Genomic DNA, 19,461 nt, shown 5'->3' with positions numbered 1-19,461 from the left:
CAATGATCGATCTGCGGCTCCTGCGCGAGAACCCCGACGTCGTCCGTGAAGCACAGCGTGCACGCCGACGCGACCCCTCCACCGTCGATGCGGTGCTCGAGGCGGATTCGCGCTGGCGCGAGACCACCTCCGCCTTCGAGTCCGCCCGCGCCGAGCAGAAGGCCTTCGGCAAGAAGGTCGCCCAGGCCAAGGGTGAGGAGAAGCAGGCGCTGCTGGCCGAGGTCAAGCAGCTCGCCGCCGACGTCAAGCGGCTCGAGGCCGAGGCCGAGGAGGCGCTCGGCGCGCGTGACGCCGCCCTGCGCGAGATCCCGAACCTCGCCGAGGGCGCTCCCGCCGGGCTCGAGGAGGACTTCGTGGTGCGCGAGCACGTGGGCGAGGTCCCGCAGTTCGAGCACCCCGTCAAGGACCACCTCGAGATCGCCGAAGGGCTCCGCGCGATCGACATGGCGCGCGGCGCGAAGGTCTCCGGCGCCCGCTTCTACTTCCTGCGCGGCGTCGGCGCCCAGCTCGAGCTCGCGATCCTGAACTCCGCGATCGACCAGGCCACCAGGGCCGGGTTCACCCCGATGATCACCCCCACCCTGGTGCTGCCCGAGGCGATGGAGGGCACCGGCTTCCTCGGCGAGCACGCCGACGAGGTCTACCACCTCGACAAGGGCGATGACCTCTACCTCGTGGGCACGAGCGAGGTGGCGCTGGCCGGGTACCACAAGGACGAGATCATCGACCTCAGCGACGGCCCGCTGCGCTACGCCGGCTGGAGCGCCTGCTACCGCCGCGAGGCCGGCAGCTACGGCAAGGACACCCGCGGCATCATCCGCGTGCACCAGTTCCACAAGGTCGAGATGTTCTCCTACTGCCGGATCGAGGACTCCTACGAGGAGCACGAGCGGCTGCTGGACTGGGAGCGGGAGATGATGGCGCGCATCGACGTGCCCTACCGCATCATCGACACCGCCGCCGGCGACCTCGGCACCTCCGCCGCCCGCAAATACGACTGCGAGGCATGGATGCCCTCGCAGTCGACCTACCGCGAGCTGACCTCCACCTCGAACACCACCCAGTTCCAGGCACGCCGGCTGAACATCCGCGAGCGCACCGAGAACGGGCTGCGCCCGGTCGCCACGCTCAACGGCACCCTCGGCACCACCCGGTTCATCGCGGCGGTCCTCGAGAACCACCAGCAGCCCGACGGCTCGGTCGTGGTGCCCGAGGGCCTGCGCCCCTACCTCGGCGGTCGCGAGATCTTCGAGGTCGCGGGGGGCACTGCCTGAGATGCCCGCTCCCGGACTCTTCCGCCGACTGTTCGAGGCGCTTCGTCACGGGCCGTTCACCCGCTCGTCCCGCAGCGATGCCACACTGCCGGCCATGACCTCCTCCTCCACCACCACCACCGACCGCGATGCGACCCGCGCACGCCTGGACGAGCACCTCGACGGCCTCGCCGGGCAGCGGCTGCTGATCGGCCTCGACGTCGACGGCACGCTCGTGGACCACGACGGGGCGATGACCCCGTCGCTGCACCACGTGCTGCAGCGGGCGGCGGAGTCGCACACCGTCGTCATCGCCACCGGCCGCTCGCTCGGCGCGACCCTGCCGATCGTCGAGGCGGCGGGCATCACCCGCGGCTATGCGGTCTGCTCCAACGGCGCGGTGACCGTCGAGATGGATCCGCAGGCCGACGGCGGGTACCGCGTCATCGACACCCAGATCTTCCAGCCCGGCCATGCGCTGCGCACCCTGCGCGAGGTCGCGCCCGATGCGCACTACGCCGTCGAGATGGCCGACGGCACCTTCCGCTCCACCGCCGGCTTCCAGGACGCGAGCTTCGGCGTCGAGGCGATCGAGAGCGACCTCGACGATCTGATGGGCCTCGAGGCGGTGCGCGTGGTGGTGCACGTCCCGGACCTCTCGCCGCAGGAGTTCTCCGAGGTCGTCGCCCAGTCCGGCGTGCACGGCGTGGAGTACTCGATCGGCTGGACGGCCTGGCTGGACATGGCCGCTCCCGGCATCTCCAAGGCCAGCGCCCTCGAGGTGCTGCGCGAGAAGCTCGCGATCGACAGCGCCCACACGGTCGCCGTCGGCGACGGCTTCAACGACGTCGAGATGCTCACCTGGGCCGGTGCGGGCGTGGCCATGGGCCAGGCCCCGCAGGGCGTGAAGGACGTCGCGGACGTCGTCACCGACTCGATCTACGAGGACGGCACCGTGCTGGTGCTGGAGAAGCTGCTGGCCTGAGCCGTCCCCACCTCGAGGATCACCTTGCCGAGGTGCCCACCCTCCCGCAGCACCGCGTGGGCCTCCTCGGCGCGCTCGAGAGGGAAGCGCGCCTGGATCGGGATCCGCAGCTCGCCCGAGGCCAGCAGCGGCCACACCAGATGCTTCGTCGCCTCGAGGATCCCGCGCTTCATCTCCACCGGGCGCGAGCGCAGCGTGGTGCCGATGATGCGTCCGCGCCTGCTCATCAGCAGCCCGATCGGCAGCTCGCCACTGGCCCCGCCGAGCGTCCCGATGATCACCAGGCGACCGTTCTCGCGCAGCATCCTCACGTGATCGGGGAGCGCCTGGCCGCCCACCACGTCGAGGATCACGTCCACCCCGCCGGCCTCGCGGACCGCCGCGAGCAGGTCCGTCGTGCGGCGGTTCCAGGCGAGGTCCGCGCCGAGCTCACGCGCCGTGGCGACCGCCTCGTCGGAGCCGACGGTGGTGAGCACCCGTGCCCCGAGGTGCCGCGCGATCTGGATCGCGGCGCTGCCGATGCCGCCGGTCCCGCCCTGGATCAGGATCGTCTCGCCCTCGCGCAGGCCCGCCTCGAGCACCAGGTTCGAGATCACCGTCGCGGCCACCTCGACCACGCCCGCGGCCTCGACCAGGCCCATGCCGTCCGGGACCGGGAGCAGCAGGTCCTCGTGGACTGCGACGACCTCCGCGTACCCGCCGCCCGCGAGCAGTGCGACCACCGGCTCGCCGGTGTCGCGACGATGCCCGGACACCTCGAGGCCCGGCAGCTCGGAGGCGCCCGGGGGCGGCGGATACTGTCCCGCGGTCTGGGCGAGGTCCGCCCGGTTCACGCCGGCGGCGACCACATCGACCAGCACCTCGCCGGGGGCGGGGACGGGCTCGGGCAGCTCGGCGAGCTCGAGCCGGTGGTCCTCGGTGATGGTCATCGCGCGCATGGTCACTGGGTCACCTCCACCACGGTGCGGCCGCGCACCTGCCCGGACAGGATCCGCTCCGCGTAGTCGATCGTCTCGGACAGGCCGATGCTCGTGGTCATCGCATCCAGCAGGTCCATGTCGAGCTCGGCGGCCAGGGTGTCCCAGGCCCGTTCACGCAGCGGCAGCGGGCACTCGACCGAGTTCACACCCGCCAGCGTCACCCCGCGCAGGATGAACGGCAGCACCGTCGTCGGCAGATCCGGGCCCTGCGCCAGGCCGTACGCGGCGACCGTGCCGCCCCAGGAGGTCTGCGCGAGGACGTTCGCGAGCGTCGTGCTGCCCACCCCGTCGATCGCGCCCGCGAAGCGCTGGGACTGCAGCGGACGGCCCGGCTCCTCGGAGAGCTCCCGGCGATCCATCACCTCCGCCGCGCCGAGCTCGCGCAGGTACTCGGCGTTCTCGTGCGAGCGGCCCGTCGAGGCGATCACCCGGTGCCCGCGCCCCGCGAGCAGCGCCACCGCGATCGAGCCCGCGCCGCCGGAGGCGCCGGTGACCAGCACATCCCCGGACTCCGGGGTCACGCCCGTGTCCTCGAGGCGCAGCACCGCGAGCATCGCGGTGAACCCCGCCGTGCCGATCGCCGCAGCGCGTTCGGGGGAGAGGCCCGCGGGCAGGCGCACCAGCGCGTCGGCGCGCACCCGTGCCCGGGTCGCGAAGCCGCCGTGACGGGACTCGCCGATGCCGTCTCCGTTCAGGAGCACCAGGTCGCCGGCGGAGAAGCGGCCCTCGGTGCCGGGTTCGACGTCGGTCACCCGCCCCACCAGGTCGATACCGGGGATCAGCGGATGGGTGCGGGCGATGCCCTTGCCGGCGATCGCCATCCCGTCCTTGTAGTTGTAGCTGGAGACCAGCACGTCCAGGGCGACCTCGCCGCTGAGCAGGGACTCGTCGGCGTCCTCCAGCAGGCGTGGGGCCGAGCCCTCGGAGTCGATCAGCACAGCGCGCACGGGGCGCTCCTCTCTTTCGCGGGCGGTGGGCTCCACCCTATGCGCCGTGACGACGGAACATCGATCAGGCTCCTTGACGGTTCATTGGTTCTATGGTTAGTTAGTGGAGTAATGAACCAAGGAGCCGCGGTGCGGCCTCGACGACAGGAGGTGCGGCGTGCTCGACGAGTCGAAGCCGCTCTTCATCGCTGTGGCAGAGCAGATCGAGGACGGGATCCTCGACGGCACCTACCCGGAGGGCACCCCGGTGCCTTCCACCAATGAACTGGCCGCCTTCCTCCGCATCAATCCCGCCACGGCAGGCAAAGGGCTGAACCGCCTCGCCGATGCGGGTGTGCTGGTCAAGCGCCGCGGAGTGGGCATGTTCGTCACCGTCGGAGCGACCGGGCTGCTGCGCAGGCGCCGACGCGACGACTTCGCCCGCACCTACATCGTCCCGTTGCTGCGCGAAGCCGCACAGCTGGGCATCGACCCCGATGAACTCACCGAGATGATCACGAAGGAGGCGTCACGATGACCGCGATCGAGACCCGCAACCTCACCAAGCAGTTCCGCGACGTCGTCGCGATCGACGACGCCTCGCTGTCCTTCGCCGAGAACCGGGTGCATGGTCTGCTGGGCCGCAACGGCGCCGGCAAGACCACCCTCATGAAGCTGCTCACCGGGCAGATCTTCGCCAGCTCCGGCGAGATGCGGGTGCTGGGGCAGAACCCCGTGGAGAACCCGCAGGTGCTCGCTCGGACGTGCTTCATCCAGGAGAGCCAGAAGTACCCCGACGGATTCCGCCCCCTGGACGTGCTGCGCATCGCCGAGAGCCTCTACCCCGCGTGGGACCAGGACCTGGCCCGCGAGCTGATCGCCGACTTCCGACTCCCCGAGAAGAGAGTCATCAAGAAGCTCTCGCGCGGCCAACTCTCCGCCGTCGGCATCATCCTCGGCCTCGCCTCCCGAGCGCCGCTGACCTTCTTCGACGAGCCCTACCTGGGCCTGGACGCGGTCGTACGACGACTGTTCTTCGATCGTCTGCTGGCCGACTTCACGGACCACCCCCGCACCGTCATCCTCTCCACCCACCACATCGACGAGGTCGCCAACCTCCTCGAGCACGTGGTGCTGCTGGACGAGGGTCGGGTCGCGATCTCCGAGGAGGCCGAGACGCTGCAGAACGCCGCGATCGAGGTCTCCGGCCGTCGCGACGAGGTCATGGCCTTCGCCGCTGGGGCCGATGTGCTCCACGTTCAGGAGATCGGCTCGCTGGCCACCGCCACCCTCCACGCAGAGCCCGGCGGCGCCGAGCGGGCCCGGGCCGCAGGGCTCCAGGTCGCGCCCGTCTCGCTGCAGAACTACATCGTCCATCGCACCACTGCCGCAGCCACGGCCGCGGCACGCTGAGAGGAGTTCCGAGATGCGCTCACGCAACGTCATCGACATGCACCTGGTCAACCGGATGCAAGCCTTCGGTTGGCCGCTGCTCGCGGTCACCTTCGCCCTCGCGATCATCCTCGCCGCCGGCGCGATCGTCGGCTCCCAGGGCCCCGAGGCCCGGGCCGAAATGTACGAAGGGCTGCAGTGGAACGGGGCGATCTTCGCGCTGTTCGGTCCGCTGATCGGCTACGGATTCACCTCCATGGGGCAGTACTTCCCCCTCGCGCTCGGACTGGGTCTGACCCGCCGGGAGTTCGCCACCGGGCTGAGCGTGGTGTTCCTGGGCAACGCCGTCGTCTACTCGGCGCTGATCACCCTCGGCAAGACCATCGAGAAAGCGACCGAGGGCTTCGGTCTGGGCATCCGCTTCTTCGACGTGTTCTACACCAGCACCGGCGCACCGTGGCAGACCCTGGTGCAGACCTTCCTGCTGATTCTCACCGTGCTGTTCCTCGGCGCCGCGATCACCGCGGCCTTCCTCCGCTTCGGTCAGGCGTTCCTCTGGATCTCCGGCGCCGTCCTGGCGCTGATCGGCGTGGGAATCCTCTCGGGAGTGCTGTTCCTCGACGGCTTCGGACGGGGCCTGCTGGATCTCCTCACCATGGGCTGGGGGCCGTGGATGGTCGTGATCGCCGTGATCGGGGCGCTGTCGGCGGCGATCTGGCTGGTGCTGGTGCGCCGTACACAGGTGAGCTGAGCGTGCGCCGGCCCCCGTCCGTCCCGGGCGTCAGTCCGGCGACGGCGCGGGGTCCAGCAGCTCCGCCACCGAGATGATGCGCCGAGGGCCGTATCCTCTTCTGCGGACGGGTCGGGTGGGATCCCTGGGGAGGACGGACAGATGGCCGAGGTCAGGTACCGCGCGCTGAAGATCGGATGGATCCGGGCCGGCATGGGTTGCGTCGTGGGCTTCTCGAGCCTCTTCGTGCTCGGCGCGGGTGCCATGCTGCTCACGCTGGACTCCGTCGCCGGGGTGCTGGGAGCGGGGGTGTGCCTGATGGTCGTGCTCTTCTCTCTCGCCGCCATGCTGATCGGCACCCGCCTCCAGTTCACCGTCGACGACGAGGGCCTCACGCTCGTGCACTACGTTCGTTCCCACCGCATCCGGTGGGAGGAGGTCGCCGTGATCCAGCAGACCGCCGACTACTGGACCGCGGGAGCCGCGGTGGTGGTGCTGAACGAACCTCTCGGGCGCCGGATCACCGCGCTCGCGACCACGGATCGCATGGCGGTGTACCGCGGCGAGAACTTCCTGCGCTGGGGAAGTCCTGCGACGGAGCTGCGCACGCCCACCCGGGCCGCGATCGAGGCGCATCGGCGCTGGCTCGCGAACTCATCGCGGTAGATCGGGGCTGCTCGGGCAGCGGCCCGGCGTCGTCCCCGATCGCCTACGGTGGAGGAGACCCCCGCGATCTCTCGAAACGACGACGCCCTCCATGCGGAAGACCGCAGTTCTCCTGTCCACCCTCGCCCTGTCGACCCTGGCGCTGGCTGCCTGCGGAGGAGGTGCACCGGAGGAAGAGAGCTCGACCCCGGCCCTCACCGGTGAGGAGGCACCCCAGGAGGAGGCGACGGAGGCGGCGGCATCGGAGGCCGAGCAGCGCGCCTCCGAGGCGGCGTCGGAGGCCGCGGACGAGGACGCCCCCGAGGACGCCGCAGGCGGAGCGGATGAAGAAGCGGATCCGGGGCCCGCGGCCGAGGGCGCGGTCATCCCGGCCGACGCCGTCGCGGAGCCCCCGCAGGAGATCGGCGAGTTCACGCTGATGGACGGAAGCGGCCCCGCGCACATGTACTCCCACTCCCAGGAGAGCATCCTGATCAGTCTCGACTCGACGGTGCTCAGCTCCGACTACGAGAGCCTCGTCGGCGAGATCGAGACGGACCACGTCGCCGCCGGCACCGGCAGCTGCGGGACCAATGAGTCCGGCAGCTCCATGACCTGCTACCAGCGCACCGAGGACGGCGTCCTCACACTGACCGCCGTGCCCGAGGAGATCAGCGTCGAGGAGATGGCGACGTTCGTGAATCAGTACGCGAAGCAGGTCGGCGCCGCCTGACAGCGGTAGACTCTCGCGGGTGCCTTCGGGCACGAGGAGGGTTGTCAGAGCGGCCGAATGAGTTGGTCTTGAAAACCAATGTGCAGTGACCCTGTACCGCGGGTTCGAATCCCGCACCCTCCGCCGTCTGCGCTCAGCGCTCCCTGCGCCGGCCCGGAAGGTGGCCGCGATCATCGCACCGCTGGTGCGCAGGGCGTGGAGCCCGCTCTCCATGCGCCGCACCGTCTCCGCCGATGCCTTCGGTGCGCTCTGCGCCTGTCCGCTCATCACGCTAGCCCCAGTGATCCGTGGTGCGGGCCATCGTAGACGTCAGGATCCGGGCAGGACTCGGCGCTGCATGAGAACAGCCTCATCGGTCTCTTTCACGGTTCTCATCCACTGCCTGTTCTCTGTGGTCATCACGAACAGCGCCCGTGCAGCGGGCAGAGCGAGGAGAGATCACGATGAGCACGAAGAAGACCCTCTGGACCGTGGCCGCCGGCAGCACCGCGGCGGTGCTGATCCCCGGGGTGGCGTTCGCGGTCACCGCCGGCGGTCCGATCAAGGAGGCGCAGCAGAGCGTCGAGGAGACGTCGGTCGTGCAGGAGGCGGAGAAGCCTGCCGGACAGACCGCGAACCTCTCCGCCCCCAGCGCCGCCGAGGAGGCGGACGGGACCTCGGGCGGGGCAGGCGATGTGCCTCCGGCCGAGCAGATGATGACGGCCAACAGCGCCGTCTCCGCGCAGTCCGCACCCTCGGCGCCTTCTGCGGTGTCCGCGCAGTCGGCTCCCTCACCGGTCTCCGCGCAGTCCGCGCCCTCGCCGGTGTCCGCCCAGTCGGCGCCGTCCCCGGTCTCCGCCCAGTCTGCTCCCTCGGCGCAGTCGGCGCCGTCCGCTCCGTCGGCCCCGAGCCCGGCCTCCGCGGACTCGCCGCAGTCACCGGGCTCCGCCGACTGACACCGGATCTGGTGGCGTGATCGCACGCCCGCGTACGATGACGGCCACGATGCCCTTCCGACTCCATCCGAGGAGATCGCAGTCATGGCCCAGTACACCGGTGTACCTGTCAGCCCCGGCCGAGTGATCGGGACGATTCGTTCGATGGCGCCGCCGGTCGCGGAGCCGCCTGCGAAGGAGGCCCTGCCCGAGGGGGCGGACCGCGAGGCCGAGGCTTCACGCATCCCCGCCGCGGCGAGCGCGGTGCAGGCCACCCTCGGCCGCCTCGCCGAGCGGGCCCAGGGCGAGGCGAGGAAGATCCTCGAGGCGACCGCCCAGATGGCCGCGGACCCCTCCCTCACCCAGACCGCGCAGGGCCTCGTCCACTCCGGGGGCAAAACCCCCGAGCGGGCCGTGTGGGAGGCCGGCGACCAGGTCGCCACCATGCTCGAGGGGCTCGGCGGCTACATGGCGGAGCGCGCCACCGACGTGCGCGACGTGCGCGCCCGCATCGTCGCCGAGCTGCGGGGCGAGCAGGCGCCGGGCATCCCCGAGAGCGAGGAGCCGTTCGTGCTCACCGCGATCGACCTCGCCCCGGCCGACACCGCGACCCTCGATCCCGAGCGCGTCATCGCGCTGATCACCTCCGACGGCGGCCCCCAGTCGCACACCGCGATCCTGGCCCGTCAGCTGGGACTGCCCGCGATCGTCGCCGCCAAGAGCATCCACGAGTTCGCCGACGGCACCGAGGTGTTCGTCGACGCAGGCCTCGGCACCATCACCGACGAGGTCACCGAGGAGCACCAGCACTTCGCGGAGGCCTGGGCCGAGCTGCAGCGCAACCCCCTCACCTACGAGGGCGGGGGAGGAGTCCTCGGCGACGGGACGCGCGTGCGGCTGCTGGCCAACATCGGCGGGGCGAAGGACGCCGCGGCCGCCGCGGCCGCGAACGCCGACGGGGTGGGCCTGTTCCGCACCGAGTTCCTGTTCCTGGACCGCGAGGACGAGCCCGGGGTCGAGGAGCAGACCGCCGCCTACGCGGAGGCCTTCACGCACTTCCCCGGCAAGAAGGTGGTGGTGCGCACCATCGACGCGGGTGCGGACAAGCCGCTGCCCTTCCTCACCGACGCCGAGGAACCCAACCCCGCGCTCGGCGTGCGCGCCTATCGCACCTCCTGGGAGAAGCGCTCGGTGCTGACCAACCAGCTCGACGCGATCGCCGCCGCCGCGCAGAGCTCGGACGTGAAGGCCTGGGTGATGGCTCCGATGATCGCGACGGTCACCGAGACCGAGGACTTCGTCTCCCTGTGCCGGGAGCGCGGGCTCGAGCCCGCCGGGATCATGGTCGAGACCCCCGCAGCGGCCGTGACCGCAGATCGTCACCTCGGCGCCTGCGACTTCGCCTCGATCGGCACCAACGACCTCACCCAGTACACGATGGCCGCCGACCGTCAGCTCGGCTCCCTCGCCCACCTCAACAACCCGTGGCAGCCCTCGGTGCTGGCACTGGTCAAGGCCACCTGCGACGGTGCCCGCACCGCGGGCGGGGATCCCGAGGCCTTCGGGGAGAGCGCGAACAAGCCCGTCGGCGTGTGCGGTGAGGCGGCCGGCGACCCCGGCCTCGCCGTGGTGCTCGTGGGACTGGGCGTGAACAGCCTGTCGATGACGCCCCGCTCGCTGCCCGCCGTGGCGAAGGTGCTCTCCACCGTGACCCTCGACCAGGCCCGCGAGCTCGCCGACCGGGCCGTCGCCGCCCGCACCGCCGAGGATGCGGTCAGCGCCGTGCGCGCCGGACTGCCGATCCTCGGAGAGCTGGGGCTGTGACGGCTCGCTGAGCGGGTCGCCGGCTCACTCCTCTGCGTCGAGGTCCTTCTCCAGGAGATCGGCGAGGGCGTTGACGGACTCCTCGGCGCCCTCGCCCTCCGCGCGCAGGGTGACCTCGTCGCCCTGCCCCGCGCCGAGGGTCATGAGCATCAGCATGGAGGAGGCCTGCACGGCGCTGCCGCCGGCCTTCTCGATGGTCACGGTCGCGGGCTGCTCCGCCGCGGCCTGGGCGAAGATCCCGGCGGGGCGGGCGTGGAGCCCGGAGGCGCTGGCGATCTTGACGGTGCGCTCTGCCATGGTGCGTGCCTTTCGATGAGCCGCCGCGGCGAGCGCGACGTCGGAGTCACTCAGTGTGTGGGGAATATACCCCGGCGATGCGGGAGCGCACCTCCGGGAAGAGGGGATGGGCGGGGTCGAGCCCGGTGATCTCCGCGGTCGCGGCACCGGGATCCGACGAGCGAAGGATGTGCTGCAGACGCTCCACCTCCTCATCCCCCTCAGGGGTGAAGAGCAGCGCTGCGGACAGCGCCGTGAGCAGCCCCTCGTGCCCCATGCCCCGCTCCGCGAGCGCCGCGGCCGGGGAGATGATCCGGTCATCGCGGGAGAGCTTGCGCAGCGGCGATCTGCCCACCCGCTCGACGGGATCGGGCAGCGAGGTGTTCGCGAAGCGGGCCAGCACCTTGCGGCGATAGATGGCCATCTCCTCCCCGCTGAAGCCGTGCACGGCCTCCAGCAGGGCGGAGGTCTCGCCGAGCACCGCCTCCACCTCGCGCGCGATCGCCGGATCGGCGATCGACTCCGCGATCGTCGCGTGCCCTGCGGCCCAGCCGTGCCAGGCGGTGGTGGCATGGCCGGTGTTGACCGTGAACAGCTTGCGCTCGATGTACGGGCCCAGAGCATCGACCCAGGTGATGCCGGGGATGTCCGGCTCGTTCCCTGCGAAGGGGCCGCGCTCGACCGCCCATTCGTAGAAGTCCTCCACGGTGACGTCCAGGCCCGAGCCCTCTGCCTGGACCGGCACGATCCGGTCCACCGCCGTGTTGGCGAACAGCGCACGATCGTCGAGATCGTCGCCCTGATAGGCCGAGCGGATCTCCTTCTCGAGCAGATCCGTCGCATTGATCGCGTTCTCGCAGGCCAGCACCGCCAGGCGGGGGGAGCCGACGGGCCGGGCGGCGATCCCCGCCGCGATGGCGGGGGCGACGAAGCGCAGGATCGGCGCACCCACCGCGGTGGTCACCAGATCCGCGGAGGCGATCTCCTCGGTGAGAGTGTCGGGATCCTGTGCGGAGTTCACCGCGCGGAATCCGGTGACCGTGGTGGTGGTCGGGTGCTGGCCGACGGTGCGCACCTCATAGGACTCGGCCTGCTGCAGCTGCTCGACGAGCTCGGCGGCGACGTCGGAGAACACCACCTCGCACCCCGCCTCGTGCAGCAGCAGCCCCACGAAGCCGCGACCGATGTTCCCGGCCCCGAAATGCACTGCCCTCATCGGATCACTCCTTCTCGTCGCCGAGGATCTCGAGGATCTCCTCGGTGGTGGTGGCCTTCTCCAGTCGCTCCACCTGCGCGGGGTCCGAGAAGGTCATCGCGACCTTCTGCAGCAGCGTCAGGTGCTCGTTGCCCACGCCCGCGATGCCGATCACGAAGGTGGTGGGATTGCCGTTCCAGTCGATCCCGCCCGGGTAGCGCACGAAGGACATCGCCGAGCGCTGGATCGAGGACTTCGCCTCGTTGGTACCGTGCGGGATCGCCAGGCCGTTGCCCATGAAGGTCGAGACGCTCGCCTCGCGATCGTGCATCGCGGCGACATAGCTCTCGTCCACGGCGCCGGCGGCGACCAGCAGGGCGCCGGCCTCGTCGATGCCGGAGGCGGAGTCCTTCGCGGTGCCGTCCAGGACGATGCTCGCGGGGGAGAGGATCTCCGGGGCGGAGCCCGCTGCGCGAGCATCTTCGGCGGGAGCCTCCGCCGCGTGCCGGCCGCGCGGTGCCGGCGCGGGCTCGGCCGCTGCCTCGGGCGCCACGGCGTCGTCGGCCCCGTTGCGCTGCTGGACCAGCTCCACCACCTCGTCGTAGCGCGGGGAGTTCATGAACTGGTCCACGCTCACGTGCACGGCCGAGCCGGTGCGCTGGCGAGCGCGATCGGTGAGCTCCTTCTGCGTCACCACCACGTCCCACTCGTCGCTCAGGCTCGAGATCGCCTTGTTGGTGACCTCGATGTCGTCGAAGCCGGCGGCGCGCACCTTCTTGCGCAGCACCGTCGCGCCCATCGCGGAGGAGCCCATGCCCGCATCGCAGGCGAAGACGATCCGGGAGATCGGGCCGGTGTGGTCCGAGGCCTCGGCCGCGGCGACCGCACCGGCAGCACCTGCGCCCGCGCCGGTGAGCGCCCCGGAGACCGAGGACTTCTTGCCCTTCATCTGCTCCATCTTGGCGGTGGCGGCGGCGATGTCGCCGTCGTCCTTCTTGCCCAGCCACAGGATCAGGGCGGAGAGCGCGAAGCTCACCGCCGCCGCGGCGAGCACCGCGAGCGCGATCCCGAGGTAGGAGTCGCGGGCGGCGACGCCGAAGATCGCGAAGATCGAGCCGGGAGAGGCAGGGGCGATCAGGCCGGTGCCGAACAGGACGTTGACGAACACGCCGGCCATGCCGCCGCCGATCGCCGCGATGATCAGCAGCGGCTTCATCAGCACGTAGGGGAAGTAGATCTCGTGGATGCCGCCGAAGAACTGGATGATCGCGGCACCGGGGGCGGAGGCTCTCGCGGCCCCGCGGCCGAAGACGGTGAACGCCAGCAGGATCCCGAGGCCCGGGCCGGGGTTCGCCTCGAGCAGGAAGAGCACCGACTTGCCGTCCACGTCGGCCTGCGACAGGCCCAGCGGGGTGAGGACGCCGTGGTTGATGGCGTTGTTGAGGAAGAAGACCTTCGCCGGCTCGATGAGCAGCGACACCAGCGGCAGCAGGCCCGCATTGACCAGCGCCGCCACACCATTGGACAGCAGCGTCATCAGGCCGTTCACCAGCGGTGCGAGCCCGAAGAACCCGGCCACCAGGGCGATGAAGCCGAAGATGCCGGCGGAGAACATGTTCACGAGCATCTCGAAGCCGGCCGGGATGTGGTCCTGCCACAGCCGGTCGAGCTTCTTCATCACCCAGGCCGCGAGCGGGGCCATGATCATCGCGCCGATGAACATGTGGACCTGGCCGAGGGCGGCGAAATCGGCCTCCGCGTTCCCGGCGGCGAGCCACTTCTCGAGCTGCGCGGCGTTCTCCTGGGCGATCAGCCAGTCGGAGCCGCCGATCACGCCCATCGTGGCGATCACGCCCACCACAGCGCCGCGCGCCTCGTAGACCATGCGGCCGCCCGTGTTCGCGATCAGCAGCGGCAGCAGGTAGTGGATCATCGGGCCCACGACGCTCGCGAGCGGCTCGTTCGGGGTCCACCCGTCGGGGATGAAGAAGGCGGTGAGGATGCCCCAGGCGATCAGGGCAGGGATGTTGGGCATCACCATGTTCGACAGCGAGGTGCCGACCTTCTGCAGTGCCACGCGCGGACTGAATCCGGGCGTGGCCTCGGTGGCTGTGCTCATGACGTGTCCTCATCGACAGTCGGCGGAAGCCGGGGCCCCGTCGAGCGGCTGGACGCACCGGTCGGTGCGCTGCGGCCGGGGGAGCGGCCCCGCAGGAGGCTGCTCCGCCGGCGTGAGAGCAGTCTAGGACGACGGGCCCCTGCGGGCACAGGGATCAGGCGGTGGCGGCCTGCTCGTGGCGGGCGGTGCGCCAGCGTCGCAGTGAGAGGATCGTCAGCACGATCACCGCGACCCAGGAGATGCCGACGGCGATGCCGTGCAGCAGGGAGGGGTCGGCGATGAACGCCCCGATCGCGACCAGGGACAGCTGGCCGGGCAGCGAGGAGAGGGCGGTGGCTATCAGGAACTCGTGGTGGCGGATGCCCAGCGCCCCGCTGCCGTAGTTCACCGGCCAGTAGGGCACCCCGGGCAGCAGCCGCAGCGTGCACACCGCGAAGAAGCCGCCACCCTCGAGGCGCTCCTGCACCATCTGTGCATGGCCGCCCAGCAGGCGCAGCACCGTCTCGCGTCCCAGACCGCGCGCCAGCCAGTACGCGCCCCAGCAGCCGATCACCACCCCGACCAGCGAGAGCACGGTGCCGACGGGCAGACCGAACACGAGCCCGCCGGTCACCGCCATGATCGTCACGGGGATCGGGGTGAGGGCCACCAGCGCGTACAGGGCGATGAAGACGAACAGCCCCCACACGCCCATCCCCGCGATCCGGGCCTGCAGGGTGCCGAGCTCGGGCAGGCGCACGTTGAGGGCGAGCCACAGCATCGCCGCGAGCACCAGCACGAGCGCGATGTTGCGCAGGATCGAGCCCCAGGGCGTGCTGTCGCCCCGGGACTCGCTCGTGGGGGGAGTGCTCAGAGCAGGCCCTGCGCCTCGGTGCCCGCGGCGATCGGGGTCATGCGAGTGACCAGGGTGGGCTTCTCGATCAGCTCGCCGATGTCGGCGTTGAGCATCTCGACCGCGGCGCCGGCGCCATGGACGTCGAGGTCCTCGACGGTGGTCCACTTCTCGAGCATCGTGATGGTGCCGTCCTCGGCATCATGGATCGCGTAGAGCTCGCAGCCCTGCTCCTCATGGACGGCCGCGATGCCGCGCTGCATCGCCTCGGCGAGCTCCTGCTTCTTGCCGGGCTTGGGGTAGAACACGGCGGTGACGACGACGGTCATGGCTCTCCTTCGTAGAGGTGGTGTGCCCTGCCATCATCTCTGATCGGCGGCGGGGACGCGTGACCGTCCCGCACGGCGAGGGGGTCAGGCCGACTTCTTCGTCTTCTTCGTGCCGGACTTCTTCGACCCCGTCTTCTTGGTGCCTGACTTCTCGGGAGAGGGCTTCTGCGTCGTCTCCTCCTGCTCGCCGCGGCGCTTGCGGACGCTGCGCTCGAGGGCGTCCATCAGGCTGATCACCTTGCCACCCTCCTCCGCATCGCCCTCGGACGCCTTGCCGAAGGTCGCCTCGGTGTCGACCGATTCGCTCTGCTCGAGCTTGGCCTCGAGCAGCTCGCGCAGCTGGGCCTGGTACTCGTCGGTGAACTGCTCGGGGTCGAAATCTGCGCTGAACTGCTCGACCAGCGAGGCCGACATCGCCAGCTCCTTGCTGCTGATCTTCGACTTCTTGGGGCCGAAGTCGACCTGCTTGAGGTCCTTGGGCCAGCGCAGGGTCTGCAGGGCGAGCAGATCGCCGTGGACGCGCAGCACGCCGAGGCGGGTCTTGGTGCGCAGCGTGAACGTGACGATCGCGGTGCGCTCGGTGTCCTCGAGCGTGCGGCGCAGCAGCACGTACGCCTTCGAGGAGCGGCCCACGGGTTCGAGGAAGTAGGAGGTGCCCAGCAGGATCGGTTCGACCTGCTCATCGGGCACGAACTGCACCACGTCGATCTCGTCGTTGTCCTCCGCCGGGAGGGAGTCGAGCTCCTCGTCGGTGAGGACGACGGTCTTGTCGCCCTCGGCGTAGGCCTTGTCGATGTGCTCGTAGTCGATCTCCCGCCCGCACACCTCACAGGTGCGCTGGTACCGGATCCGCCCGTGGTCCTCGTCGTGGACCTGGTGGAAGGAGACGTCGTGCGAGCGTGTCGCGCCGTGCAGCTTCACCGGCACGTTCACGAGTCCGAAGGTGATCTCACCGCTCCATATCGTGCGCATGGCTCATGAGACCACGGAGCCGAGCGCCCCGGCCAGGACCGATCGGTCGGGGACGCGTCGAAGCACGTGCCGATCCTTGTCGACAAGTGATGGGTTCCTGCTGTTCATCGATGAATGAAGTCGCCATGGGCGTGGGCATCACCGCCGCGAACCTCGCGGTCCTCAAGAACGGGCGGGGCGAGGCGGTGTACTCCTCGATGCTCGAGGCCCTGTGCGAGGTGCTCGACTGCCAGGTGGGGGACCTGCTGCGCTGGGAGCCCGGGGCGCCGGGCTGACCGAGCGGCCCGTCCCGTGACGGATGACGTGATCGGGGGCACAGTGGAGTCATGGCTAGTTGTACTGACCGGACACGTTGATCGACTACATGCCGTGAGGTCACCTCCTGGTTGGTGTCACTTGTTATACTTGTGGCACCAACCAGGAGGTCAGCATGGACATGGATCAAACGCCCCCACCGGGCAAGTACGCCGCGACGGTCAAGGTCGGCCCCAAGGGGCAGGTCGTCATCCCCAAGGGTGCGCGGGAGCTCTTCGATATTCACCCGGGCGACACCCTGCTCCTGCTCGCTGACGCGAACCAAGGGATCGCTTTGATGCGCCAGGAGACGCTCGATCAGATCGTCATGCAGGCGATGCCTAGCCATCAGGCCCCCGTGGGCTCCGAGGGTGATGAGGGATGAAGAATGTCGTGAGCTGTGCGGCTGTCAGCCGCAACTTCGGCAGCTTCACTGCCCTCGAAGACGTCTCCTTCAAGGTCCGCGAAGGAGAGATCTTCGGGGTCGTGGGCCCGAACGGTGCTGGTAAGACGACCCTGTTGAACTGCCTGGAAGGACTGGACCGCCCCTCGTCTGGGCACGTCGAGGTGCTCGGCTGCGACCCCATCAAGGACCAGCACTCGTTGGCTCAGCAAATTGGGGTCCAGCTGCAAAGCGCGGCCCTGCCCCCTCGCCTCACTGTGCAGGACGCCCTCGAGCTCTACTCCGCCCTCTACGAGCGTCCGCGGCCTTGGCGCGAACTGCTGAAGGATCTGGGGATCAAGGACAAGGCCAACGCCCGCGTTGACAGGCTCTCGGGTGGGGAGCGTCAACGAGTGTTCGTCGCCCTCGCCTTGATCAACCGTCCCCAGCTCGCCTTCTTGGACGAGCTCACCACCGCTCTCGATCCTCAGTCACGTCGAAACATGTGGGACACCGTCGAGCACGTCCGCGATAGCGGTGCAACGGTCGTTCTCACAACCCACTACATGGAGGAGGCCGAACGGCTATGCGACCGTGTAGCCATCATCGACCACGGCCGGTTGGTTGCTTTGGACACAGTGGCTTCCCTCATCCAGCAACACGCCGGCGAAACCACGGCGAAGCTCATCCTGTCGGCGTCGCCTAGCGCAGAGTTCGACCTCAACGGAGTTCCTGGCGTGACCAGCGCTCGAACAGAGGGACGGGAACTGACCATCCGCGGCACTGCGGACGGGCTGCAGGGCGTCCTTGCTGCACTGGCGGCACACCGCATCACCGTAACGAGCATGAGCACGACGACCCCCGGCCTTGAAGACGTCTTCCTGGCCCTCACCGGTCGACACATCACCACCGAGGAGCAGGCGGCATGAACGCATATCGAGCCCTTCTCAAAGCCCTATGGCGCTCCCAGCGCCGCGACCCTGTAGGCCTGTTCTTCTCTTTCGGTTTCGCGCCGGTTTTGGTGCTGGCCTTGGGTGTGATCTTCGGTAACGATCCGCGACCGGAGTTCGGTGGACGGGGATTCCTCGATGCGACCCTGCCCGCCTTCGCCTCTCTTGTTCTCGCCATGACCGGGGTCCTCCAGGTGCCCGTGGCGATGCTGACCCTTCGTGACACGGGCGCACTCCGACGCCTGAGTCTTACGCCGCTGCGTCGTTCCACCTTCATCGCAGCGAGCCTCACCGTGCACTTCGTCGTAGGTATTGCGGGCATGCTCACCGCTTTGGCGATTGGGATCGGGGTTTTCGGGGTGCCCATGCCTAGCCACGTCCCAGGTGTCCTGGCCGTGTGCCTCATCGGGCTCAGCACCTTCCTCGCAGTGGGTTGCGCGCTTGCTGCGCTCTATCCGTCCGCCACTGCCGCTACGGGCATAGGGAACGTGCTCATGATCCTGCTCATGCTCACATCCGGAGCCTTTACGCCATTGGCAGCGATGCCGTCGGCGATTCAGCAGATCGTTAAATATTCACCCGTCCGTTGGTTCGTCGAAGCCGCTCAACACGCGTGGGACGGCGACCCACTAGCCGCCATGATCATGCCGGTGTTTCTTCTGTGCGTTGTACTCGCCGTCGCTGCTCTCATTGGCCGGTGGCGCTTCCAGTGGGAGCCGGTCCGATGACGACGCACGCGAACGCCGCTCTCACACCTCGCCACCGACTCAAGGTCGCCCGCCTCGTCGTCGACGAAGGATGGCCGATCAGCGAGATCGCAGCCCGGTTCCAGGTGTCGTGGCCCACCGTGAAGCGTTGGGTAGACCGCTATCTGTCCGGCGAGTCCATGCAGGACAGGTCCTCGCGCCCGAAGAACTCACCGACCAAGACATCGCTCGCGGTCACGAAGCGCTGTATCAGCCTGCGAATGAGGCTGCGAGAAGGACCGGTTCAGCTCGCCGTGCGCGTCGGTGTCGCTCCATCGACCGTGCACCGCATCCTGCGCTCGGCTCGATTGAACCGACTTGCTCACCTCGACCGCGCCACTGGCGAGCTAGTTCGCCGGTACGAACACCGCTACCCTGGCTCCCTCGTCCATGTAGACGTGAAGAACTTCGGGAACATCCCCGATGGCGGTGGCTGGCGCTACGTGGGCCGCCGCCAAGGAGAGAAGAACCGTTCCGCCACCCCCGACAAGCCGAAGAACAAGTGGCGCGATCCCAAGCTCGGGTACGCCTTCATCCACACCGTGATCGACGATCACTCACGAGTGGCGTACTCCGAGGCCCACGACGACGAGACCGCCACCACTGCGGTCGCTGTGCTGCACCGTGCGGTCGAGTGGTTCACCGATCGTGGCGTCACTGTCGAACGAGTCTTATCAGACAATGGCGGTGCCTACCGCTCGCACCTGTGGCGCGGCACCTGCGAGGAGCTGTCCATCACCCCGAAGCGGACCCGCCCCTACCGGCCGCAAACCAAAGGCAAGGTCGAACGCTTCCATCGCACAATGGCCGACGGATGGGCTTACGCTCGCTGCTACACCAGCGAGCAGGAGCGTCGCGACGCACTCGCTGACTGGCTCCACCACTACAACCACCACCGGCCGCACACGGCCTGCGACTACCAGCCGCCCATCTCCCGATTGACCAACGTCCCCGGTCAGTACAGCTAGTCGTGAGCAGAGGGTC

General features: G+C 69.4%; 22 protein-coding genes and 1 tRNA gene. 15 read left to right on the top strand and 8 right to left on the bottom strand.

Translation table 11 applies throughout. The annotated features are described in order from the left end of the window. Positions 1–2 precede the first annotated feature (2 nt). Positions 3–1,274 (top strand): serine--tRNA ligase, encoded by a 1,272-nt coding sequence (gene serS / locus BN4251_RS08710; RefSeq protein ID WP_087484707.1) that lies wholly within the window; start codon positions 3–5, stop codon positions 1,272–1,274. A 94-nt stretch (positions 1,275–1,368) separates the two neighbouring features. Beyond that, positions 1,369–2,238: an HAD family hydrolase gene (locus BN4251_RS08705; RefSeq protein ID WP_087484969.1), complete on the top strand. Its 870-nt coding sequence runs from the start codon at positions 1,369–1,371 to the stop codon at positions 2,236–2,238. Here the strand turns inward: BN4251_RS08705 and BN4251_RS08700 are convergent. Further along, positions 2,193–3,176: an NAD(P)H-quinone oxidoreductase gene (locus BN4251_RS08700; protein WP_170931895.1), complete on the bottom strand. Its 984-nt coding sequence runs from the start codon at positions 3,174–3,176 to the stop codon at positions 2,193–2,195. The genes BN4251_RS08705 and BN4251_RS08700 overlap by 46 nt on opposite strands. A 2-nt stretch (positions 3,177–3,178) precedes the next feature. Further along, a complete protein-coding gene (locus BN4251_RS08695; protein ID WP_087484705.1) occupies positions 3,179–4,165 on the bottom strand; it encodes an MDR family oxidoreductase in 987 nt (328 codons plus the stop codon). Positions 4,166–4,322: 157 nt separating this feature from the next. Between BN4251_RS08695 and BN4251_RS08690 the strand changes: the two genes are divergently transcribed. The 8 genes from BN4251_RS08690 to ptsP all read left to right on the top strand — a co-directional run bounded on the left by BN4251_RS08690 (position 4,323) and on the right by ptsP (position 10,382). Beyond that, a complete protein-coding gene (locus BN4251_RS08690; RefSeq protein WP_087484704.1) occupies positions 4,323–4,682 on the top strand; it encodes a GntR family transcriptional regulator in 360 nt (119 codons plus the stop codon). Next, complete coding sequence (locus BN4251_RS08685) at positions 4,679–5,557, top strand: ABC transporter ATP-binding protein (RefSeq protein ID WP_087484703.1); 879 nt, start codon at positions 4,679–4,681, stop codon at positions 5,555–5,557. The genes BN4251_RS08690 and BN4251_RS08685 overlap by 4 nt, the downstream gene beginning before the upstream one ends. 13 nt (positions 5,558–5,570) lie before the next feature. Then, the gene (locus BN4251_RS08680) at positions 5,571–6,287 is read left to right on the top strand and encodes a hypothetical protein (RefSeq protein WP_087484702.1); all 717 of its coding nucleotides are present in this window, start codon (positions 5,571–5,573) and stop codon (positions 6,285–6,287) included. A gap of 141 nt (positions 6,288–6,428) precedes the next feature. Then, on the top strand, positions 6,429–6,932 hold the full coding sequence (locus BN4251_RS08675) for a hypothetical protein (RefSeq protein ID WP_087484701.1): 504 nt from the start codon (positions 6,429–6,431) through the stop codon (positions 6,930–6,932). Between the two features lie 91 nt (positions 6,933–7,023). After that, positions 7,024–7,644, top strand: coding sequence for a hypothetical protein (locus tag BN4251_RS08670; protein WP_087484700.1), 621 nt, complete (start codon positions 7,024–7,026; stop codon positions 7,642–7,644). Positions 7,645–7,679: 35 nt separating this feature from the next. Further along, positions 7,680–7,767 (top strand) — tRNA-Ser (locus BN4251_RS08665). 320 nt (positions 7,768–8,087) lie between these two features. After that, entirely contained in the window at positions 8,088–8,579 is a 492-nt protein-coding gene (locus tag BN4251_RS08660) for a hypothetical protein (RefSeq protein ID WP_087484699.1), read from the top strand. Between the two features lie 84 nt (positions 8,580–8,663). Next, positions 8,664–10,382: a phosphoenolpyruvate--protein phosphotransferase gene (gene ptsP / locus BN4251_RS08655; RefSeq protein ID WP_087484698.1), complete on the top strand. Its 1,719-nt coding sequence runs from the start codon at positions 8,664–8,666 to the stop codon at positions 10,380–10,382. 24 nt (positions 10,383–10,406) lie between these two features. Here the strand turns inward: ptsP and BN4251_RS08650 are convergent, their stop codons facing one another. The 6 genes from BN4251_RS08650 to ku all read right to left on the bottom strand — a co-directional run bounded on the left by BN4251_RS08650 (position 10,407) and on the right by ku (position 16,105). Continuing rightward, positions 10,407–10,679, bottom strand: coding sequence for an HPr family phosphocarrier protein (locus BN4251_RS08650; protein WP_087484697.1), 273 nt, complete (start codon positions 10,677–10,679; stop codon positions 10,407–10,409). 46 nt (positions 10,680–10,725) lie between these two features. Further along, a complete protein-coding gene (locus BN4251_RS08645; RefSeq protein ID WP_087484696.1) occupies positions 10,726–11,874 on the bottom strand; it encodes a mannitol-1-phosphate 5-dehydrogenase in 1,149 nt (382 codons plus the stop codon). Positions 11,875–11,878: 4 nt separating this feature from the next. Beyond that, positions 11,879–13,972 carry a PTS sugar transporter subunit IIA gene (locus BN4251_RS08640; RefSeq protein WP_087484695.1) on the bottom strand — a complete coding sequence of 698 codons (2,094 nt, stop codon included), beginning with the start codon at positions 13,970–13,972 and terminating at the stop codon, positions 11,879–11,881. 154 nt (positions 13,973–14,126) lie between these two features. Beyond that, complete coding sequence (locus BN4251_RS08635; protein ID WP_245810264.1) at positions 14,127–14,750, bottom strand: TVP38/TMEM64 family protein; 624 nt, start codon at positions 14,748–14,750, stop codon at positions 14,127–14,129. Positions 14,751–14,821: 71 nt separating this feature from the next. Continuing rightward, positions 14,822–15,133: a putative quinol monooxygenase gene (locus BN4251_RS08630; protein WP_087484694.1), complete on the bottom strand. Its 312-nt coding sequence runs from the start codon at positions 15,131–15,133 to the stop codon at positions 14,822–14,824. A gap of 84 nt (positions 15,134–15,217) precedes the next feature. Further along, on the bottom strand, positions 15,218–16,105 hold the full coding sequence (ku, locus tag BN4251_RS08625) for a non-homologous end joining protein Ku (protein WP_087484693.1): 888 nt from the start codon (positions 16,103–16,105) through the stop codon (positions 15,218–15,220). A gap of 89 nt (positions 16,106–16,194) precedes the next feature. On the opposite strand from ku, the gene BN4251_RS08620 reads away from it, so the two are divergent. The 5 genes from BN4251_RS08620 to BN4251_RS08600 all read left to right on the top strand — a co-directional run bounded on the left by BN4251_RS08620 (position 16,195) and on the right by BN4251_RS08600 (position 19,445). Further along, positions 16,195–16,380 (top strand): helix-turn-helix domain-containing protein, encoded by a 186-nt coding sequence (locus BN4251_RS08620; RefSeq protein ID WP_087484692.1) that lies wholly within the window; start codon positions 16,195–16,197, stop codon positions 16,378–16,380. A 155-nt stretch (positions 16,381–16,535) separates the two neighbouring features. Beyond that, positions 16,536–16,784, top strand: coding sequence for an AbrB/MazE/SpoVT family DNA-binding domain-containing protein (locus BN4251_RS08615; protein ID WP_087484691.1), 249 nt, complete (start codon positions 16,536–16,538; stop codon positions 16,782–16,784). Further along, entirely contained in the window at positions 16,781–17,710 is a 930-nt protein-coding gene (locus BN4251_RS08610) for an ABC transporter ATP-binding protein (protein WP_087484690.1), read from the top strand. Before BN4251_RS08615 ends, BN4251_RS08610 begins: the two co-directional genes overlap by 4 nt. Then, positions 17,707–18,459 carry an ABC transporter permease gene (locus tag BN4251_RS08605; RefSeq protein ID WP_087484689.1) on the top strand — a complete coding sequence of 251 codons (753 nt, stop codon included), beginning with the start codon at positions 17,707–17,709 and terminating at the stop codon, positions 18,457–18,459. Before BN4251_RS08610 ends, BN4251_RS08605 begins: the two co-directional genes overlap by 4 nt. Further along, positions 18,456–19,445, top strand: a complete 990-nt coding sequence (locus BN4251_RS08600) for an IS481 family transposase (protein WP_087484688.1) — start codon at positions 18,456–18,458, stop codon at positions 19,443–19,445. Before BN4251_RS08605 ends, BN4251_RS08600 begins: the two co-directional genes overlap by 4 nt. Positions 19,446–19,461 lie beyond the last annotated feature (16 nt).

This window comes from Brachybacterium massiliense, from assembly GCF_900184245.1.
Classification (GTDB): domain Bacteria; phylum Actinomycetota; class Actinomycetes; order Actinomycetales; family Dermabacteraceae; genus Brachybacterium; species Brachybacterium massiliense.
Note: the sequence above shows the minus strand (reverse complement) of the source record. Positions and strands in the feature narration are given on the sequence as shown.